Annotated in this window: 18 protein-coding genes and 1 pseudogene; 12 read left to right on the top strand and 7 right to left on the bottom strand. The window is 40.1% G+C overall.

Translation table 11 applies throughout. The features are described from left to right. Positions 1–26: 26 nt before the first annotated feature. Together glpQ and glpT are read right to left on the bottom strand one after the other, a co-directional pair. Positions 27–1,112, bottom strand: a complete 1,086-nt coding sequence (gene glpQ, locus DPV95_RS08770; protein WP_005697412.1) for a glycerophosphodiester phosphodiesterase — start codon at positions 1,110–1,112, stop codon at positions 27–29. A gap of 93 nt (positions 1,113–1,205) precedes the next feature. Beyond that, entirely contained in the window at positions 1,206–2,645 is a 1,440-nt protein-coding gene (gene glpT, locus DPV95_RS08765; RefSeq protein WP_049367601.1) for a glycerol-3-phosphate transporter, read from the bottom strand. A gap of 291 nt (positions 2,646–2,936) precedes the next feature. Here glpT and glpA point away from each other — a divergent pair, with 291 nt between their 5' ends. From glpA to DPV95_RS08745, 4 genes and pseudogenes are all read left to right on the top strand, one after another. Continuing rightward, a complete protein-coding gene (glpA, locus tag DPV95_RS08760) occupies positions 2,937–4,628 on the top strand; it encodes an anaerobic glycerol-3-phosphate dehydrogenase subunit A (RefSeq protein ID WP_111406964.1) in 1,692 nt (563 codons plus the stop codon). Then, positions 4,618–5,907 (top strand): glycerol-3-phosphate dehydrogenase subunit GlpB, encoded by a 1,290-nt coding sequence (gene glpB, locus DPV95_RS08755; RefSeq protein ID WP_111406963.1) that lies wholly within the window; start codon positions 4,618–4,620, stop codon positions 5,905–5,907. The genes glpA and glpB overlap by 11 nt, the downstream gene beginning before the upstream one ends. A 9-nt stretch (positions 5,908–5,916) precedes the next feature. After that, entirely contained in the window at positions 5,917–7,194 is a 1,278-nt protein-coding gene (glpC, locus tag DPV95_RS08750; RefSeq protein ID WP_111406962.1) for an anaerobic glycerol-3-phosphate dehydrogenase subunit GlpC, read from the top strand. A gap of 104 nt (positions 7,195–7,298) precedes the next feature. Then, positions 7,299–7,436 (top strand): annotated as a pseudogene (locus tag DPV95_RS08745) (transporter); the annotation flags it as partial. Positions 7,437–7,499: 63 nt separating this feature from the next. Here the strand turns inward: DPV95_RS08745 and asnA are convergent. Beyond that, positions 7,500–8,492, bottom strand: coding sequence for an aspartate--ammonia ligase (gene asnA, locus DPV95_RS08740; RefSeq protein WP_049365717.1), 993 nt, complete (start codon positions 8,490–8,492; stop codon positions 7,500–7,502). A 156-nt stretch (positions 8,493–8,648) separates the two neighbouring features. Here asnA and asnC point away from each other — a divergent pair, with 156 nt between their 5' ends. Further along, complete coding sequence (gene asnC, locus DPV95_RS08735; RefSeq protein ID WP_049367595.1) at positions 8,649–9,101, top strand: transcriptional regulator AsnC; 453 nt, start codon at positions 8,649–8,651, stop codon at positions 9,099–9,101. Between the two features lie 52 nt (positions 9,102–9,153). On the opposite strand, the gene DPV95_RS08730 is transcribed toward asnC, so the two are convergent. Then, a complete protein-coding gene (locus DPV95_RS08730; RefSeq protein WP_111406961.1) occupies positions 9,154–10,449 on the bottom strand; it encodes an NAD(P)/FAD-dependent oxidoreductase in 1,296 nt (431 codons plus the stop codon). A gap of 187 nt (positions 10,450–10,636) precedes the next feature. On the opposite strand from DPV95_RS08730, the gene DPV95_RS08725 reads away from it, so the two are divergent. Beyond that, positions 10,637–11,668 carry an extracellular solute-binding protein gene (locus DPV95_RS08725; RefSeq protein WP_431834737.1) on the top strand — a complete coding sequence of 344 codons (1,032 nt, stop codon included), beginning with the start codon at positions 10,637–10,639 and terminating at the stop codon, positions 11,666–11,668. Between the two features lie 61 nt (positions 11,669–11,729). Beyond that, complete coding sequence (locus DPV95_RS08720; RefSeq protein WP_005694775.1) at positions 11,730–12,143, top strand: PACE efflux transporter; 414 nt, start codon at positions 11,730–11,732, stop codon at positions 12,141–12,143. Between the two features lie 102 nt (positions 12,144–12,245). Here the strand turns inward: DPV95_RS08720 and purB are convergent, their stop codons facing one another. Both purB and hflD read right to left on the bottom strand, forming a co-directional pair. Next, positions 12,246–13,613, bottom strand: a complete 1,368-nt coding sequence (gene purB / locus DPV95_RS08715; protein ID WP_111406959.1) for an adenylosuccinate lyase — start codon at positions 13,611–13,613, stop codon at positions 12,246–12,248. Between the two features lie 16 nt (positions 13,614–13,629). After that, on the bottom strand, positions 13,630–14,253 hold the full coding sequence (hflD, locus tag DPV95_RS08710; RefSeq protein WP_049373820.1) for a high frequency lysogenization protein HflD: 624 nt from the start codon (positions 14,251–14,253) through the stop codon (positions 13,630–13,632). Between the two features lie 140 nt (positions 14,254–14,393). Between hflD and trpS the strand changes: the two genes are divergently transcribed. From trpS to deoD, 5 genes are all read left to right on the top strand, one after another. After that, the gene (trpS, locus tag DPV95_RS08705; protein ID WP_111406958.1) at positions 14,394–15,398 is read left to right on the top strand and encodes a tryptophan--tRNA ligase; all 1,005 of its coding nucleotides are present in this window, start codon (positions 14,394–14,396) and stop codon (positions 15,396–15,398) included. 55 nt (positions 15,399–15,453) lie between these two features. Further along, positions 15,454–15,744 (top strand): YfcZ/YiiS family protein, encoded by a 291-nt coding sequence (locus DPV95_RS08700; protein ID WP_005697358.1) that lies wholly within the window; start codon positions 15,454–15,456, stop codon positions 15,742–15,744. A 32-nt stretch (positions 15,745–15,776) separates the two neighbouring features. After that, positions 15,777–16,565, top strand: coding sequence for a 4Fe-4S cluster-binding domain-containing protein (locus DPV95_RS08695; protein WP_049373801.1), 789 nt, complete (start codon positions 15,777–15,779; stop codon positions 16,563–16,565). A 106-nt stretch (positions 16,566–16,671) separates the two neighbouring features. Next, positions 16,672–17,919: a NupC/NupG family nucleoside CNT transporter gene (locus DPV95_RS08690; protein WP_049369746.1), complete on the top strand. Its 1,248-nt coding sequence runs from the start codon at positions 16,672–16,674 to the stop codon at positions 17,917–17,919. A gap of 128 nt (positions 17,920–18,047) precedes the next feature. Next, positions 18,048–18,764, top strand: a complete 717-nt coding sequence (deoD, locus tag DPV95_RS08685) for a purine-nucleoside phosphorylase (RefSeq protein WP_005697435.1) — start codon at positions 18,048–18,050, stop codon at positions 18,762–18,764. Positions 18,765–18,829: 65 nt separating this feature from the next. On the opposite strand, the gene greB is transcribed toward deoD, so the two are convergent. Continuing rightward, the gene (greB, locus tag DPV95_RS08680) at positions 18,830–19,306 is read right to left on the bottom strand and encodes a transcription elongation factor GreB (protein WP_049375836.1); all 477 of its coding nucleotides are present in this window, start codon (positions 19,304–19,306) and stop codon (positions 18,830–18,832) included. Between the last annotated feature and the right edge of the window lie 76 nt (positions 19,307–19,382).

Below are 19,382 nucleotides of genomic sequence, written 5' to 3'. Positions count from 1 at the left end.
CTCTTTTTATTACTTTTACTTACGTATTATTTTTGTTTTTTCAAAAACTCAACGCCAGTGTCTGGGAAGTCGGTGAATACCCCGGTTGCACCAGATTTATTCAATAACGCATCGTACATTTGATTTACGTCAGTGAAGAATTCAGGTAACGCATCTTTACGCACGGTGTATGGGTGTAATTCCACTTTGTATTGTGCGAGTTCTTTCACTAATGGGGTGTATACGATGTTACCTGGTTTAGATTTTTCTTTATCCACTAACATGTACCAACCTGGGCCAACGCCGTCAGCATATTTCACCACTTCTGCCATTGCACCTGGTTTGAACATCCAATCGTAATCGTAGTTCACCCATTTGCCTTTTGCATCTTTTTCTTCAGTTTCATGCCAGTCGGTGTATGCCACTAATTGAACAAGTTTTAAATCCATGCCCATTTTTGGTAGCAATTCGTTTTTGATTCGTTTTAACTCATTGAAGTCGAAGGTTTGTAAGTAAACCATGTCAGATTTCTTATCGTAACCGTATTTTTTCAACACTTTAAGGGTTTCAACTGCAATGTCTTTGCCATTTTGGTGGTGGAACCAAGGTGCTTTGATTTCAGGATAGATACCCACTTTTTTACCAGTCGATTTTTCTAAACCTTGGATAAATTCTAACTCATCTTCAAAAGTATGGATTTTGAAGTGTGATTTCCAAAGTGGGAAACGGCCCGGATATACTGCAACTTGTTTACCGTCTTTAGTTTCAAAGTTTTCAGTCATATTTAAACTTTGAATTTCTTTTAAGGTGAAGTCGATTACATAGTAACGACCATCTTTACGATGACGATTTGGGAATTTTTTCGCCACGTCAGTTAAGCCGTCTAAGAAGTGGTCATGGATAACCACTAAACGACCATCTTTTGTCATCGCTAAGTCTTGTTCTAAGTAGTCTGCGTGTTGTGCGAATGCAAGCGCTTTAGACTCAAGTGTATGCTCTGGTAAGTAACCACTTGCACCACGGTGAGCAATGATAATTTTGTCTGATTTCATAGTGTCCACAGAAGAGTGTGCGCTACATCCTGCAAGTACGCCTGCAGCTAATAAAGAAAGCGCTAAAGTTTTGAGTTTCATAAGCATTTCTCCTTGAAAGTGCGGTTAAAAATTCAGTTGTTTTTTGTAATAAAAAAGGCGGCAAGCCTTCGCCTGTCGCCTTTAATTTATAGATTATTTACCGTAGGTATCGCCTAATTTCGCTTTGTGTTTACCTTCTTCAACCATTACGATGAAGAGTAATAACACCGCTAAGACACCACCACCGATCATGACGTAGAAACCGCCGTCCCAACCATAGTGTTGTGCTGCCCAACCGATAACAGCTGACGCTGATACAGTACCACCTAAGTAACCGAATAAACCGGTGAAACCTGCTGCTGTACCTGCTGCTTTTTTCGGTGCAAGCTCAAGAGCGTGTAAGCCGATTAACATTACAGGACCGTAGATTAAGAAACCGATTAAGGTCATTAATACGAAGTCAGTTAATTGATATGGGTTTTCATACCAAGCTGAGTAGTTTGCAAGCTCTGCTTCTGGTGTAGCTGGGTTCATCCAGTATGCTACAACTGCGGCTGTAGTTAAGATCATGAAGATGAAACCGGTTAAGCCACGTTTACCTTTGAAGACTTTATCTGATACCCAACCACATAATAATGTACCTGGAACCGCTGCTAATTCATAGATTGTGTATGCCCATGCGGTACCTTTGATGTTGAAGTGTTTTACTTCACTTAAGTAAACCGGAGACCATTTTAATACGCCGTAGCGGATTAAGTATACGAATACGTTAGCAATCGCGATGTACCATAACAATTTGTTTTTCAATACATAAGTTACGAAGATTTCTTTTGTGCTTAAATCGTTTTCGTAAGTTTTTTCGTTATAGTCATCTGGGTAGTCATTACGCCATTTTTCGATTGATGGTAAACCACAAGATTGTGGAGTATCACGCATCACGAAGTAAACTGGAATTGCACAGATCATTGCAGCAATACCCGGATAGTAGAGGGATTGTTGCCAAATATCTTTTGCTTGTGCTTCGACACCATGAGTGCTGAAGAAGACGGCACTTGCTAATAGCACCATTGCACCCGGCATCATACCACCGATGTTGTGCGCGGTATTCCAGATAGATACGATAGTACCGCGTTCTGATTTAGACCACCAGTGTACCATTGTACGACCACATGGAGGCCAACCCATACCTTGGAACCAACCATTTAAGAAGATCATTACCCACATGATGGCAATGCCTGAAGTTGCCCATGGGAATAAACCCATCATGGTCATACAAAGACCAGAAAGCAATAAACCAAATGGTAAGAATACACGAGGGTTCGAACGGTCAGACATACCTGCCATGACGAACTTAGATAAACCATAGGCAAGACCGGCCGCTGAGCCGATAACACCTAATTCCGCTTTTGAGTACAAGCCGGCTTGAATTAAACCAGGTTGTGCCAAGTCAAAGTTTGCACGTACAAAATAGTAAGCGGCATAACCAAAGAAGATCCCTGCAAACACTTGCCAACGTAAGCGTTTATACGTGGAATCAATTTTCTCCGCTGGAAGTTCCGCAATATGCGGAGCGGGTTTAAATGGTCCAAACATAATTTCTCTCCAAAATCATTTTAATTATGAGTCCACCCCCATGATGGGGATAGCGTGCATGATAAAATAAAAATAGAAATTAAAAAGAGAAATAATTCAAAAATGTGATGCATTTCACAAAATATTTTTTAACAAATGAGCGAATTCGAAAATTGTGTGATCTATCTCACAAAACAGCTTTCTTTTTCGCTCAGAATGTTGTGAATTTAACCGCTCTCCCATACAATAGCCATGGAATTTGTAACAGTTTTTACGTTTCTTTTTATTAACATTTTGGCTTTGGGGGTAACAATGGGATTATCGCCTAATATGTATCGTGATGTGGGTGATTTTTCACCTATCTCGACGGATGTGATTATCATTGGTGGCGGTGCGACAGGTGCGGGGATTGCTCGTGACTGTGCATTGCGTGGAATTAACTGTATTTTATTAGAGCGTCGTGATATTGCGACAGGCGCAACAGGCCGTAACCACGGTTTGTTACATAGTGGTGCACGTTATGCCGTAAACGATCAGGAATCAGCAGAAGAATGTATTAAAGAAAATAAAATTCTGCGCAATATCGCTCGTCATTGTGTGGATGAAACAGAAGGTTTATTTATTACCTTACCTGAAGATTCCCTTGATTATCAAAAAACCTTCATCGAAAGTTGTACCAAATCCGGTATTGAAGCTGTCGCCATTGATCCTAAACTAGCCCAAATTATGGAACCATCGGTAAACCCAGATTTAGTGGGTGCCGTTGTGGTGCCAGATGGTTCAATCGATCCTTTCCGTTTAACGGCTTCTAACGTGATGGATGCCACCGAAAATGGCGCGAAAATGTTCACTTATTGCGAAGTGAAAAGCTTAATTCGCGAAGGTGGCAAAGTCATCGGTGTGGATGTTTACGATCACAAAAATCGCGTAAACCGTAAATTCTTTGCGCCATTAGTCGTCAATGCAGGTGGTATTTGGGGGCAAGGTATCGCAGAATATGCGGATCTCAAAATCAAAATGTTCCCAGCAAAAGGTGCATTACTTGTCATGGGTCATCGTATCAACAAAATGGTGATTAACCGTTGCCGTAAACCTGCGGATGCGGACATTCTTGTGCCAGGAGATACCATTTGTGTTATCGGTACAACCTCTAGCCGTATTCCTTACGATCAAATCGATAATATGGAAGTCACCCCAGAAGAAGTGGATATCTTATTCCGTGAAGGGGAAAAACTTGCGCCAAGCTTGCGTCATACTCGTGTATTACGTGCTTATGCCGGAGTGCGTCCGTTAGTGGCATCTGATGACGACCCATCTGGTCGTAACGTAAGTCGTGGTATCGTGTTACTTGACCACGCAGAGCGTGATGGCTTAGATGGCTTTATCACTATCACTGGTGGTAAATTAATGACTTATCGCTTAATGGCTGAATGGGCAACGGATCTTGTTTGTAAAAAACTCAACAAAACCGCACGTTGTACAACCGCTGAGCGTCCATTGCCTGGTTCAACCGAAAGCCGTGCAGAAACCAATCAGAAAGTGATTTCACTTCCAAGTACAATTCGTTATTCAGCCGTGTATCGTCATGGTTCTCGTGCCACTCGTTTATTAGATAAAGAACGTCTTGATCGTTCAATGGTGTGTGAATGTGAAGCAGTAACAGCGGGTGAAGTCCGTTATGCTGTTGATGAATTAAATGTGAATAACTTAGTGGATTTACGTCGCCGTACTCGTGTGGGTATGGGGACTTGCCAAGCTGAGCTTTGTGCATGTCGTGCGGCTGGCTTAATGCATCGTTTTGAAGTGGCAACACCTCGCCAATCGACCACACAATTAACCGCTTTCATGGAAGAGCGTTGGCGCGGTATTGAACCTATTGCATGGGGTGAGGCGATTCGTGAAGCGGAATTTACTTCATGGATGTATGGCAGTGTGTTGGGCTTAAACGATGTTCAACCGCTTGAAACTGACAAACAGCAAGGGACGGATAACAATGAATTTTGATGTAGTGATTATTGGTGGCGGCCTTGCAGGTTTAACTTGCGGCATCGCTCTACAAGAACAAGGCAAACGTTGTGTCATTATCAATAACGGTCAAGCGGCGATTGATTTTGCATCCGGCTCATTGGATTTATTAAGCCGTTTACCAAATGGTGCGTTTGTTAAAAATATCCCTGAAAATTTGACCGCACTTGCAGCTCAATTACCACAACACCCTTATAGCATTATGGGTGCTGAACGCGTATTAGCGAAAGCGCAAGATTTCGAAAAATTAGCGGAGTCGTTAAATTTAGATTTAGTTGGTTCAACCGCAGAAAATCATCTTCGTGTAACGGGTTTAGGCAGTTTACGCGGTGCATGGCTTTCACCAAATAGTGTGCCAACTGTGCAAGGCGAAACCCCATTCTCTTATAAAAAAATTGCGGTTTTAGGCATTGAAGGCTATCACGATTTCCAACCAGAATTATTGGCAGATAACCTCACGCTGAATCCACAGTTTGCACATTGTGAAGTAAAAACAGGCTTTTTAAATATTCCAGAATTAGATCAGCTACGTGCCAATTCGCGTGAATTCCGCAGTGTGAATATTGCGCAAGTTTTAGAATATAAACTGAAATTTGATGATCTTGTGGCTGAAATGAAAGACGCCGCGAAAGGCACAGAAGCAATTTTCTTACCAGCTTGTTTCGGTTTAGAAAATCAAGAGTTTATGGAGTCACTTCGTAAAGTAACTGGCTTACCATTATTTGAATTACCAACTTTACCACCGTCTTTATTAGGTATGCGTCAACGTATTCAATTACGTCATCGTTTTGAGAAATTAGGCGGACTCATGATGAATGGTGATAGCGCATTAAAAGCACATTTTCATGGCAACAAAGTTCGTGCTATTCAAACGCGTTTGCACGAAGAGGAAGAAATCACGGCTGAGCATTTCGTCTTAGCGTCAGGCAGCTTCTTCAGTAAAGGCTTAGTCTCTGAATTCGATAAAATCTACGAGCCCGTATTCCATTCTGACATTATCGGTGTGGAAGGCTTTAACGATACTGATCGTTTTACTTGGACAGATCACCGTTTCTCAAATCCTCAACCGTATCAATCTGCAGGCGTGGCGATTAATGCACAATGCCAAGTACAAAAGAGCGGTCAATTTTTAACGAATTTGTATGCGGTGGGTAATGTGATTGGTGGTTTCAATGCGTTAGAGCTTGGTTGTGGTTCAGGCGTGGCAGTGGTAACAGCGCTTGCTGTTGCTGATGAAATTCTTCACAACACACATTAAGGAGGCGTTATGAACATTCAACAATTAATTGATAATGCAAAACAATCCCTTAATGCACCACAGCATCATCATGCTTTTGATGAAAGCTTTGAGAGCTGTATTAAATGTACGGCATGTACAGCAGTGTGTCCGGTTTCGCGTCAAAATCCAAACTACCCGGGGCCAAAACAATCAGGTCCAGATGGTGAGCGTTTACGCTTAAAATCAGCCGAGCTTTATGATGAAGCATTGAAATACTGTACTAACTGTAAACGTTGTGAAATTGCGTGTCCGTCTGATGTAAAAATTGGTGACATTATCGTTCGTGCAAGAAACAAATACCTTGCTCAACAACATAAACCAGCCGTGCAAAAATTACGTGATGCGATTTTAAGTAACACCGATATTATGGGGTCACTTAATACACCGCTTGCTCCGATTGTGAATACGATTACGGGCTTGAAAGCGACAAAATTTGTGTTGGAAAAAGCGTTAAAAATCAGCCGTCATCGTACATTACCAAAATATGCTTTCGGTACGTTCCGTAGCTGGTATATGAAGAAAATGGTGGAAAGCCAACAAAAATTCGAACGTAAAGTGGCGTATTATCACGGTTGTTATGTGAACTACAATAATCCACAATTGGGTAAAGAATTTATTCAAGTGTTCAATGCCATGGATATTGGCGTGGTGTTATTGGAAAAAGAAAAATGCTGTGGCTTGCCATTGAGCGTGAACCAATTCCCAGAACGAGCGAAAAAAATCGCGCAATTTAACACCGATTATATCGGCAAAATGGTGGATGAAAATGGCTTGGATGTGATCAGCGAAGCATCAAGTTGTGCCTTAAATTTACGTGATGAATATCATCATATTTTAGGTATCGATAATGCGAAAGTTCGTCCGCATATTCACATGGTGACACCATTCTTGTATCAACTCTTTAAAGAAGGTAAAACCTTACCGCTTAAACCATTGAAATTGCGTGTAGCTTATCATACTGCATGTCACGTGGATAAAGCAGGTTGGGCACCATACACCTTGGAAGTGTTAAAACAAATTCCAGGTTTAGAAGTGGTGATGCTCCCATCACAATGTTGTGGTATTGCAGGAACATACGGTTTCAAAGAAGAAAACTACGAGGTTTCCCAATCTATCGGTAAAAACTTATTCGATAACATCAATGCAGGCGGATTTGATTACGTGATCTCTGAATGCCAAACTTGTAAATGGCAGATCGATATGTCATCTAACGTGACTTGTATCCATCCATTGACGTTATTGTGTATGTCGATGAATCAAGCTTAGTGAAAAGAGCGGAAACTGATAAAAAAGTGACCGCTCTTTTTGTTATTTAATCCAATATGGAGAACTAATTATGCAAAAAATCTTCAAGGTTTCCTTGTCTTGTGATTGAAACGGTCGCCGCATTAGATAAACCGTTAGATCAGCTACAAAAAATTACAGAGAAAGATTTGCTGGGTATTTATCGTGACAGCTTAAAAACCATGGGATTGCCAATGTTTAACAGTGGGCCATTGCAAGATTAATTAATCTTTCCAAAAACAAAAGTGCGGTGAAATTTCACCGCACTTTTTTATTTTCTCGTTCGATTAAAGAATGTGTTGATATTGTTCTAACATTTCTTTCGGCCATACGCTTGATTGCACTTCACCAATGTGTTTTTTGTGAAGTAAAAGCATTGCCATACGAGATTGACCGATACCGCCCCCGATGGTGAGAGGTAATTTACCGTTTAATAAATCTTGGTGCCAATCCATTTTTAAGCGATCTTCATCACCGGTTAAACCAACTTGTAAACGTAACGCGGATTCATCCACACGAATACCCATTGAAGAAAGCTCAAACGCTTTACCTAACTCAGCGTTCCACACCAAAATATCACCGTTTAAACCTTTGTAGCCGTTTTCAGATTCTGTTGTCCAGTCATCGTAGTCTGGTGCACGGCCATCATGTGGTTTACCGTCTGACAATTTGCCACCGATACCAATTAAGAACACGGCGCCATATTCTTTACAAATGGCGTTTTCACGTTCTTTACTGCTTAAATCCGGGTAGCGTTTCACTAAATCCTCACTGTGAACGAAGGTGATTTCTTTCGGTAAGCTTGATGGAATGTCAAAGCGAGCTTCTACCGCTAATTCAGTTAAACGGATTGCGCGATAGATAGAACGTACCGTTTCTTTTAAATAAGCAAAGTTACGACGACCTTCAGGAATCACTTTTTCCCAGTCCCATTGGTCCACATAAACAGAGTGAGTTTGATCCAATGAATCTTCATCTGGACGTAATGCTTTCATATGAACAAATAAGCCTTCACCTTCTTTAAAGTGGAAACGAGCGAGAGTATGGCGTTTCCATTTAGCTAATGAGTGAACCACTTCATAAACCGCATTTGGGATACATTTCACGTTTACTTGAACCGCTTTCTCAATGCCTGATAAGTTATCTTGCATACCGTTGCCAACTTCACTAAGGATTGGACCTTGTACTTCGATAATGCCAAGTTGTTCAATCAAGTTTTGAGTAAAGGTGTTCTTTACAAAGCTAATTTCTTGTTGTTGTAAAATAAACGTCTTTTTCATATTTATCCTTCTTTTTATAATAACTGGTAAGATTTGTTATGCATTATTCAATAAAATGACAAATTATTTCAAGTAATTTCTTTACATTGTTTTAAATGTTGAATATTATCAAAAATAAAGAAGATATTTTGAAAAAGATCTAATAAGGAGTGTTTTATGAACAATATCGATACACTTGATCGCCAAATTCTCCGTGTGCTGACTAAAGATGCGCGTACACCTTATGCCGAAATGGCGAAAAGCTTTGGCGTGAGCCCAGGTACGATTCATGTTCGTGTAGAGAAAATGCGTCAGTCTGGTTTGATTGAAGGCACAAAAGCGATTATTGATGAGCGTAAGCTGGGTTATGATGTGTGCTGCTTTATTGGCATTATTTTGAAAAGCGCAAAAGATTACGAAAAAGTGATTAAAAAGCTCGACACCTTTGATGAGGTGGTGGAAGCCTATTACACCACGGGGAATTATTCGATTTTTATTAAAGTAATGACACACACCATTGCGGAATTACATTCCGTGCTGGCGACTAAGATCCAGTTAATTGATGAGATTCAATCAACGGAAACCTTGATTTCCATGCAAAATCCAATTTTACGAGACATTAAACCTTAAATGTCATCGAAACAATAAAGGCGTGTTTGATACACGCCTTTGCTTTTTTTGATTAACGATAACGATCGAGGAATTTGTAATAGAGTGTGCCGATCTTGGTGGCTAATTTTTTGAGGGATTTTCCACCGTAAAACGAAGGCACTTTCAACCCTTCAAAAATTCTCAAACGTTCGTCATTACCTAAAATCGCTTCGGCAATAATGCGTCCAGCAAGTCCAGTGAGTGCGACGCCGTGTCCAGAATAGCCTTGTGCGAAATAAATGTGCGGTGAGATACGACCAAAATGCGGACTTGCGTTGAGTGTCATATCAATCGGTCCTGCCCAGCCATAGTCAATTTTGACGTTTTCCAATTGAGGGAAAACATGCAACATATTACCGCGCATAATCTGTACCATATCTTTTTCAGAACTCGAGTCACTACCAAATAACAAACGGTTATCCGCACTCAAACGATAGTAATCGAGCAAGATATTATTATCGCAAACCGACATGCCATTATTGATCACGGAATCAGCTGTAGCTTGATCTAAGGGTTCGGTCGCAATAATAAAGCTTTCTACTGGCAAAATTTTACGATTAATGCCTCGATGAATGGATTTTGGTAACGCATCAATATAAGCGTTGGTAGCTAAAATAACATCTTGAGAAATGACCGCACTTTTATCAGTTTTAACTTCAATACAACCTGATTTTTCTACTAAATCCACAACAGGCGATTGTTCGTAAATCTGTACGCCTAAATCTAGGCAGGCTTTTGCTAAACCTAAGCAATAGTTTAATGGGTGTAAGTGGCCTGAATTGCTATCGTATAACCCGCCTACATAAATATCACTGCCTAGATGTTGTTTTAGTTTGGCTTTATCCCAAAGTTGCATCTTGTCATAGCCAAAAGTCGCATGGCTAGCTTTTTCCATTTCAATGAGATCGTCCATACGACGTTCATTTAACGCCAATGTGGCATAGCCTTTTTTCCAATCACATTGAATGCCATATTTCGCAATGCGTTCATCAATAATATCAATAGCTTCTAGCGACATATCCCAAAGTTGTTTTGCTTTATCAAAGCCCACTTGTGCAATATATTCATCAATGCCTTCTTCAAAACCGTTGATGGCTTGACCGCCACTTCTGCCTGAAGCGCCAAATCCCACTCTTGCACCTTCTAACACAATGACTTTCTTGCCTTTTTCTGCTAATTCAAGAGCGGCTGATAAACCGAAGAAACCCGCACCAATAACACAAACATCCGATTCTTCTTGCTGAGTGAGAGGCGGCAATTCGAAGGTTTGGTTTCGACTGTCGAAATAATAAGATTTGATATGTTCTTGATGAGCGAATTCGAGCATGATTGATGCCTAATTAATTAACATAAAATTGAAATTGAGGGAATCTTACCCTGATGGGAAAATATGTCAAACCTTTTGCTAAAAAGGTGCTATACTCCCCCAAGTTTATACAAGTAAACGATTACTTAAGGTTTATTTTGATTGTCCTGAGGAGGTCAATAAATTGAAAAAAAATGCTGTTCAATACATCAAATCACTTTGTCTTTCTGCCGTTGCATTTGCTGCAACTTCTGCTGCTCTTGCTGCTGAAAAATTGTATGTTTATAACTGGACTGACTATGTGCCATCTAATTTGGTTGCGGAATTCACCAAAGAAACGGGCATTGAAGTGATTTATTCTACCTTTGAAAGTAATGAAGAAATGTATGCTAAATTGAAGCTGACCTCTAGTACAGGTAGTGGCTACGATTTAGTTTTCCCATCAAGCTATTACGTCAATAAAATGGCGAAAGAAGACATGTTACAAGAGCTTGATCACAGCAAATTAAGTAATTTTAAACAAATTCCAGCAAATTTATTAAACAAGGAATTTGATCCAAATAACAAATATTCTTTACCTTACGTTTATGGCTTAACCGGTATTGGCGTGAATGCGGATGATATTGACCCAAGCAAAATTACAAGCTGGGCTGACTTATGGAATCCAGAATTTAAAGGCAAAGTGTTATTAACCAGTGATGCGCGTGAAGTGTTCCACATTGCATTACTTTTAGATGGTAAATCACCAAACACCACGAATGAAGAAGATATTAAAGCGGCTTATGAGCGTTTAGTGAAATTGTTACCAAATGTGGTGACTTTTAACTCTGACTCGCCAGAAGTTCCGTTTGTTCAAGGTGAAGCCTCTATTGGTATGTTATGGAATGGTTCGGCTTATTTAGCCCACAAAGAAAATCCAAGTATCCAATTTGTGTATCCAAAAGAAGGGGCGATTTTCTGGATGGATAATTACGCGATTCCAAAAGGTGCGAAAAATACAGAGGGCGCTTATAAATTTATCGACTTCTTACTTCGTCCTGAAAATGCGAAATTAGTCGTTGAAAAAATGGGCTTCTCTATGCCAAATGAAGGTATGAAAGCGTTACTTTCACCTGAAATGGCGAATAACCCAACCTTATTCCCATCGGCTGAAAACATTGAAAAAGGCATTATGCAAGGCGATGTGGGCGAAGCAGTGGACATTTACGAAAAATATTGGAATAAATTAAAAACCAATTAATCAAATATTGATAAAAAGTGCGGTGAGTTTGACCGCACTTTTGCTTTGTAAAGGATGACAAATGAGTTTTCTTGAGCGACTTTTTCACGCAATCTTGTTTGAAACCACGGTTGTGTTGCTTTCTGTTTTCGCTTTGTATTTCTTTACAGAAGAAAGTGTTTCTATTCTCTTTGGATCCATGGTATTGGTTTCCTTAACCGCCATGCTATGGAATCTCGTTTTTAATTATTTTCTTGATAAAGTGTTTACGGGGCCGAGAGAAAAGCGAGGCGTCATATTTCGTACTTTACATGCCATTTCATTTGAGGGCGGTTTGCTTATTTTCACCATGCCGATCATTGCTTACTTTTTAAAAGTGGATTGGATTACAGCTTTTATGATGGATTTCAGCTTAACGGTGATGGTGACCGTTTATACCTTTATTTTTAATTGGGTGTATGATCACGCACGATTGCTGTTTATTAAGCATGAATGATGCAATAGGTAAGAGAAGAAATAAAAAAGTGCGGTCAAAATATAAGATGTTTTTGACCGCACTTTGATTTTTTAAGGGCATGAAAAGATGCCCTTTTGTTTTTTAAAGTTTTTCTACTAACTTAATAGCCGCACCGATGTAGGTGGCAGGGGTAAGTTGTTGTAAACGTGCTTTTTCATCTGCAGGGATATCCAGTTTCTCGATGAATTCACGCATTGCTTTTTCATCAACACGTTTACCGCGGGTGAGTTCTTTTAATTTTTCGTATGGTTTTTCAATACCATAGCGACGCATCACCGTTTGAATTGGCTCAGCTAAAACTTCCCAGTTTTGGTTGAGTTCATCACGGAGATGTTGTTCGTTCACTTCTAATTTGCTGATACCTTTACGCGTTGCAGCATACGCAATTAAGCAATAACCTAAGCCCACACCTAAGTTACGTAATACAGTGGAGTCGGTTAAGTCACGCTGCCAGCGAGAAATTGGTAATTTTTGACCAAGGTGAGTCATCACAGCATTGGCTAAACCTAAGTTACCTTCTGAGTTTTCGAAGTCGATAGGATTCACTTTATGTGGCATGGTGGATGAACCAATTTCACCCGCGATAGTGCGTTGTTTAAAGTGATTTAACGCAATGTAGCCCCATAAGTCACGGTCGAAGTCGATGATGATGGTATTAAAACGAACCACGGCATCAAAGTATTCAGCAATGTAATCATGTGGCTCAATTTGAGTAGTGTATGGGTTCCAATCTAAACCTAATGAGGTGACAAACTCTTCGCTGAATTTGTGCCAGTTGATATTTGGATAAGCCGATAAATGCGCATTGTAGTTACCCACAGCACCGTTGATTTTACCCAAGATTTCATTTTGTTGGAGTTGTTTGAATTGGCGTTTTAAACGGTAAACCACGTTCGCCATTTCTTTACCCACAGTACTTGGTGAAGCAGGTTGGCCGTGTGTACGAGAAAGTAATGGGATGGTTTTGTATTCGTTTGCTAGGCGGGTGATTTCATCAATCAGTTTTTGCCATTCCGGTAAGATTACTTCTTCACGCGCCGTTTTTAACATTAAGGCATGAGAAAGGTTGTTAATATCTTCCGAGGTACAAGCAAAGTGAATAAATTCAGAGACTTTGGCTAATTCTGGTAAAGCTTCACTTTTTTCTTTTAAGAAATACTCAACCGCTTTTACGTCATGATTCGTAGTGCGTTCAATTTCTTTGATACGTTCAGCATCTTGAAGACTGAATTCTTCCACAATTTTATTAAGGTAATCGTTTGCTTCTTTGGACAAAGAAGAAACTTCTTGGATTTCAGCGGTCGCCGCCAATTTTTGTAACCAACGTACTTCCACGGTGACACGGAATTTGAGCAAGCCAAATTCACTGAAAATACCACGCAATGCAGTGGTTTTATCTTGATAACGACCGTCAATCGGGGAAAGAGCGGTTAATGCGGAAAGTTGCATAAGAGTTCTCCAAGGATTAATTTAAAGTTAAGTAGAGTTGTCGTGCCGCTTGCACTAATTTTTTACGATGAAATAACAGCTGCCATTTGCTGCCGCCGACTTGACGCCACAAAACGGCAGAACGAATGCCGGCAAGTAAACACGCACGAATTTTGTCTTGCACGTTTTGTTGCTGTAAATGATATGCCGAACCAATAATGTGGATGCGTTTACCTAAAGGGCTAATCGTATCGACATAAATATTTGCCATGATAGAAAACATCTCATCATCAAATTGATTGTCGTGATAAGCAAGTTGTTCCGGTAAACGAGCAATACGGCGGCCAAGTTCTTGTTTAATTTCAGGTTGTTTGTTTAATTTGCTCTCTAACGCTAACAAGCTGCCCCAATAATTTAATAAATTTTTGTCATTCAATTGGGTGAGTTGCTCGATAAGTGTGTTTAATCCCACTTTAAGATGTTGAATATCACCGCCAAATACGGCTAATGTATCTTCGGGTTGAGTAATGAGAAGAGAATGAATGGTGGTTTGGAATGCATCTTGGTTATCAACTTCGCCTTTTTGAGCTAATTGACTGATTAATAAGACTGATTGACAAACACCGGCAAGTGCCAGAGCCATATCATTATAATTTTTCATTGGGATTATAAATTGTGAGCTGCAGAAATTTTTGGCGTAATATAGCATTTTTACACATTGTTTTGAACTCAATCATTAAAAAACGCCCTATCTTTTGTTATCATAGCGCCAATTCAGTTTATAGAATAAAAGGATAACCAATGACAAAACCAATTGTATTCAGTGGCGTGCAGCCTTCCGGCGAATTAACTATCGGGAATTATTTAGGTGCACTTCGCAACTGGGTGAAAATGCAAGACGATTATGAGTGTATTTTCTGTGTGGTGGATTTACATGCCATCACTGTACGTCAAGACCCTACGGCACTTCGCAAGGCAACTCTTGATGTGCTCGCCCTTTATTTGGCTTGTGGCATTGATCCGAATAAAAGCACGATCTTCGTGCAATCTCATGTACCAGAACATACTCAACTAAGCTGGGTATTAAACTGCTACACCTATTTTGGTGAAATGAGCCGTATGACTCAATTTAAAGATAAATCAGCACGTTATGCCGAAAATATTAACGTGGGGTTATTTGATTATCCGGTTTTAATGGCGGCAGATATCTTACTTTATCAAGCAAAAAGCGTGCCGGTAGGGGATGACCAAAAACAACATTTAGAAATTACCCGTGATATTGCGGCTCGTTTTAATGCCCTTTATGGTGATATTTTCACGATCCCTGAAATCTTCTTAGGCAAAGCCGGTGCGCGTATTATGTCTTTGCAAGATCCTGATAAAAAAATGTCTAAATCTGATGATAACCGTAATAACGTGGTGACTTTGCTTGAAGATCCTAAATCGGTAGCGAAAAAAATCAAACGTGCGGTAACAGACTCTGATGAACCACCTGTTGTACGTTATGACGTGAAAAACAAAGCGGGTGTGTCTAACTTATTAGATATTCTTTCTGCGGTAACAGATAAATCTGTGGCAGACCTTGAAAAAGAATTTGAAGGCAAAATGTACGGACACTTAAAAACAGCCGTGGCTGACGAAGTGTCAAATTTACTTGCGGGTTTACAAGAACGTTTCTATCAATATCGTAACGATGAAGCACTTTTAGACGAGATTTTACGTCAAGGTGCAGAAAAAGCCCGCGCAAGAGCGAAAGAAACCCTTGCCAAAGTGTACGAAGCCGTCGGCTTTGTTGCAGCAAAATAATTTTAAACTTAATAAGCCGTGTTATATCACGGCTTTTTTAGATAAGGAGAAAAAGATGGCCATTCAAACTGAAAAACCAATTGAATGCGTAGGCTGTAATACTTTCGATATGAAATCATTGTTTGATAACAGTGATTGTAGTTTACCTATCGAACAGTTTTACGCGACTCGTCAAGATGCAGAAGGCGCATTGGAATATTTCACATTAAAAGCGCGTGATGTAGAAAGTGAACCTTGTCAAATTCAATCTGAAATTCAACAGGTTGAAGAGGGATATGTACTTAAAGCGGTTTTCACATTCTGCTGCCAAGCGGAATTAGTGATTTTCCAAATGAAGCTTGTGTAAGTGATAACTTACTTTAGAAAATAGCGTTTTTTGTGACCGCACTTTCTGATATTTATGTTCCCCTGCATCGTATTATTCCTTTTTCTAATGTAGAAGGGCAGGGGAATCGCACCAGTATTTTCTTACAAGGTTGTAAGTTAAACTGCCTTTATTGCCATAATCCAGAAACCATTCCTCGCTATGCAGAAGGCGCTCATCAAGTCAGCCTGCAGTATTTGTATGAGCAAGTAATGGATGCAGTTCCTTTCATTCGTGGTGTGACAGTTTCTGGCGGGGAACCTACTATTCATCATAAAAAGCTTGTTCCATTGTTTCAAAAACTACGTGAGGAAGGGCTAACTTGCTATTTAGATAGCAGTGGTTTCTTTGAATTTGACGCAATTCGTCCTTTAATTGAGGTTACAGACAAATTTCTCTTTGATTTGAAAGGAGAAGGACTTGGCCTACAACATTTGTGCTTTGATAGACAAAATCGTCAAGGCATTGTCCCGAAAAACATCATCCCCACTCATCAACATATCAAGCAAGAAAACTTAGATCGCAATTTGAAGAACTTGGCGCAATTATTACCATTGAATAAAGTGGAAGAAGTGCGGTTAGTTTATGTGGTGAATTTTTTTGATGCAGAAAAATTGGTGGAAAAGGTCGCAGCCTTATTGAAAGACTATCCGGATGTCTTGTTGAAAATTATTCGAATGCACACAAAAGGTGCACGAGATGCCGAAGGACTCACGCCTTATGTCCCAACTGTTGAACAGACCCAAACGCTTGAAAACTATGCGAAATCTTGTGGTCTGACCAAAATTGTGACCATTTTATAAGCAAACATGACAAAAAGGAGTAAAAATATTCCGACTTTTTACCGAAAAACAAGTAGAATAGGACAATTTTATTCACTTACTTATCTAACCAACCTAGGGGAAAAAAATGGGTATTTTAGGTAGCGTTTTAGGCATTGTCGTATTACTGATCATTGCCGTATTATTTTCAAATAATCGTAAGGCGATTAATTTACGTACTGTATTAGGGGCTTTGGCGATCCAAATCGGATTTGCGGCCCTTATTTTGTATGTGCCGTTTGGTCGCGATGCATTACAAGCGACAGCAAATGGTGTATCAAATGTTATCGCCTATGGTAATGAAGGGATTAACTTCGTCTTTGGTGGCTTAGCGGATCCTTCAAATGCCGGCTTTATCTTTGCGGTGAAAGTGTTACCAATCATCGTCTTTTTCTCTGGTTTAATTTCTGTGCTTTATTACTTAGGCATTATGCAAGTTGTCATCAAAGTGATTGGTGGTGCATTGCAAGCGGCGTTAGGTACATCTAAAGCAGAATCAATGTCTGCAGCAGCGAATATCTTCGTTGGTCAAACTGAAGCACCTTTAGTGGTTCGTCCTTACATTAAAAATATGACCCAATCTGAATTGTTCGCTATTATGGCGGGTGGTACAGCTTCTATCGCGGGCTCAGTCATGGCAGGTTATGCAGGAATGGGCGTGCCGTTGACTTACTTAATCGCAGCATCTTTCATGGCTGCACCAGCAGGTTTATTATTTGCGAAAATTTTATTCCCACAAACTGAACAATTTAACGATAAACAACCTGAAACGGATGATAGCGAAAAACCAACCAACGTGCTTGAGGCCATGGCGGGTGGTGCTAGTGCCGGTATGCAATTAGCGTTAAACGTAGGTGCGATGTTAATCGCGTTCGTGGGTTTAATTGCTTTAGTTAATGGTATTTTAGGTGGTGTAGGCGGCTGGTTCGGTTACGGTGATTTAACATTACAATCAATCTTTGGTTGGATCTTCAAACCATTAGCCTACTTAATTGGTGTATCTTGGGATGAATCTGCAATCGCGGGTCAAATGATTGGTATGAAATTAGCCGTAAATGAATTCGTGGGTTACTTAGAGTTCGCGAAATACTTACAACCAGATACAGCAGTTGTATTAAGTGAAAAAACTAAAGCCATCATTACTTTCGCATTATGTGGTTTTGCTAACTTCAGCTCTATCGCAATCTTAATCGGTGGTATCGGTGGTATGGCACCAAATCGTCGTGGTGATGTTGCGCGCTTAGGTTTAAAAGCAGTTGTAGCGGGTACATTAGCTAACTTAATGAGTGCGACTATCGCAGGTTTATTCATCGAGTTAAGCGGCGTAGCAATGTAATTAAAATGTGGTGAATTTTGACCGCACTTTATCTCTCAACACCACGAATCATTCGTGGTGTTGTACTTTAAAGCAAGCGAAAACGTTTGCTTAAATGACTTTTTATTTATCAACAAGAGGAAAAAACAATGACTCCACATATTAACGCTCCTGAAGGCGCATTTGCAGATGTTGTGTTAATGCCAGGCGATCCGCTTCGTGCAAAATATATTGCTGAAACATTCTTAGAAGATGCGAAAGAAGTGACTAACGTTCGCAATATGTTGGGTTATACCGGTACTTATAAAGGTCGTCGTATCTCTGTTATGGGTCACGGTATGGGTATCCCATCTTGCTCAATTTATGCGAAAGAATTAATTACTGAATACGGCGTGAAAAAAATCATCCGTGTTGGTTCTTGTGGTGCCGTACGTATGGACGTTAAAGTACGTGATGTTATCATCGGCCTTGGAGCATGTACTGATTCAAAAGTAAACCGTATCCGTTTCAAAGATAACGATTTTGCTGCAATTGCTGATTTTGATATGGCACAAGCAGCGGTTCAAGCTGCGAAAGAAAAAGGTAAGCAAGTTCGCGTAGGGAATCTTTTCTCTGCAGACCTATTCTACACGCCAGATTTCGAAATGTTTGATGTGATGGAAAAATACGGCATCTTAGGCGTAGAAATGGAAGCGGCTGGTATCTATGGCGTAGCAGCAGAATATGGTGCAAAAGCACTTTGTATCTGTACCGTTTCAGACCATATTCGTACACACGAACAAACTACAGCAGAAGAACGCCAATTAACCTTCAATGATATGATTGAAATTGCGTTAGAGTCTGTATTAATTGGTGATAAAGCATAATTTATCCGATTGATAGAATAAAAAAGAGCGGTCAATTTTGACCGCTCTTTTGTTTTTCTACTTCGCTATTTTTCATACCAAATTCGGTTCACATAGAGCACCACTTTGCCTGAGGGGGTTTCCACATGAATTTCATCATCAACGCCTTTTCCGATTAAGGCACGTGCGACGGGAGAATCAATGGAAATCCAGTTTTTAGCGGGATCGAATTCATCGCAGCCGACAATGCGGTATTGCTTCACTTCACCTTCTTCATCTTCTAGCTCAACCCAGGCACCGAAAAACACTTTGCCTTCTTGTTTCGGGTGGTAATCCACGATTTGTAACACTTCTAAGCGTTTGGAAAGGAAACGCACACGGCGATCAATTTCACGTAAACGACGTTTACCGTAAATATATTCTGCGTTTTCACTGCGGTCACCAAGCGCAGCAGCATCTGAAACCGCTTGGGTAACTTTAGGACGTTCTTCTTTCCACAAAAATTTAAGTTCTTGGTCAAGCGCAAGCCAGCCTTGACGGGTAATGTAATTTGATTTTGCCATGATAAAAATAAAAGAAATTTTTTTGAATTATATTTGAGCCTGTTGTCTAAAACCAGTATTCTATTCCCGTTTTTAT

Origin of the sequence: Haemophilus parainfluenzae, from assembly GCF_003252755.1 — a bacterium.
GTDB lineage: Bacteria > Pseudomonadota > Gammaproteobacteria > Enterobacterales > Pasteurellaceae > Haemophilus_D > Haemophilus_D parainfluenzae_N.
Note: the sequence above shows the minus strand (reverse complement) of the source record. Positions and strands in the feature narration are given on the sequence as shown.

Coding starts and splice junctions, on each gene's coding strand:
- glpQ (WP_005697412.1), bottom strand. CDS start 1,112: ATGAAACTCAAAACTTTAGCGCTTTCTTTATTAGCTGCAGGCGTACTT.
- glpT (WP_049367601.1), bottom strand. CDS start 2,645: ATGTTTGGACCATTTAAACCCGCTCCGCATATTGCGGAACTTCCAGCG.
- glpA (WP_111406964.1), top strand. CDS start 2,937: ATGGGATTATCGCCTAATATGTATCGTGATGTGGGTGATTTTTCACCT.
- glpB (WP_111406963.1), top strand. CDS start 4,618: ATGAATTTTGATGTAGTGATTATTGGTGGCGGCCTTGCAGGTTTAACT.
- glpC (WP_111406962.1), top strand. CDS start 5,917: ATGAACATTCAACAATTAATTGATAATGCAAAACAATCCCTTAATGCA.
- asnA (WP_049365717.1), bottom strand. CDS start 8,492: ATGAAAAAGACGTTTATTTTACAACAACAAGAAATTAGCTTTGTAAAG.
- asnC (WP_049367595.1), top strand. CDS start 8,649: ATGAACAATATCGATACACTTGATCGCCAAATTCTCCGTGTGCTGACT.
- DPV95_RS08730 (WP_111406961.1), bottom strand. CDS start 10,449: ATGCTCGAATTCGCTCATCAAGAACATATCAAATCTTATTATTTCGAC.
- DPV95_RS08720 (WP_005694775.1), top strand. CDS start 11,730: ATGAGTTTTCTTGAGCGACTTTTTCACGCAATCTTGTTTGAAACCACG.
- purB (WP_111406959.1), bottom strand. CDS start 13,613: ATGCAACTTTCCGCATTAACCGCTCTTTCCCCGATTGACGGTCGTTAT.
- hflD (WP_049373820.1), bottom strand. CDS start 14,253: ATGAAAAATTATAATGATATGGCTCTGGCACTTGCCGGTGTTTGTCAA.
- trpS (WP_111406958.1), top strand. CDS start 14,394: ATGACAAAACCAATTGTATTCAGTGGCGTGCAGCCTTCCGGCGAATTA.
- DPV95_RS08700 (WP_005697358.1), top strand. CDS start 15,454: ATGGCCATTCAAACTGAAAAACCAATTGAATGCGTAGGCTGTAATACT.
- DPV95_RS08690 (WP_049369746.1), top strand. CDS start 16,672: ATGGGTATTTTAGGTAGCGTTTTAGGCATTGTCGTATTACTGATCATT.
- deoD (WP_005697435.1), top strand. CDS start 18,048: ATGACTCCACATATTAACGCTCCTGAAGGCGCATTTGCAGATGTTGTG.
- greB (WP_049375836.1), bottom strand. CDS start 19,306: ATGGCAAAATCAAATTACATTACCCGTCAAGGCTGGCTTGCGCTTGAC.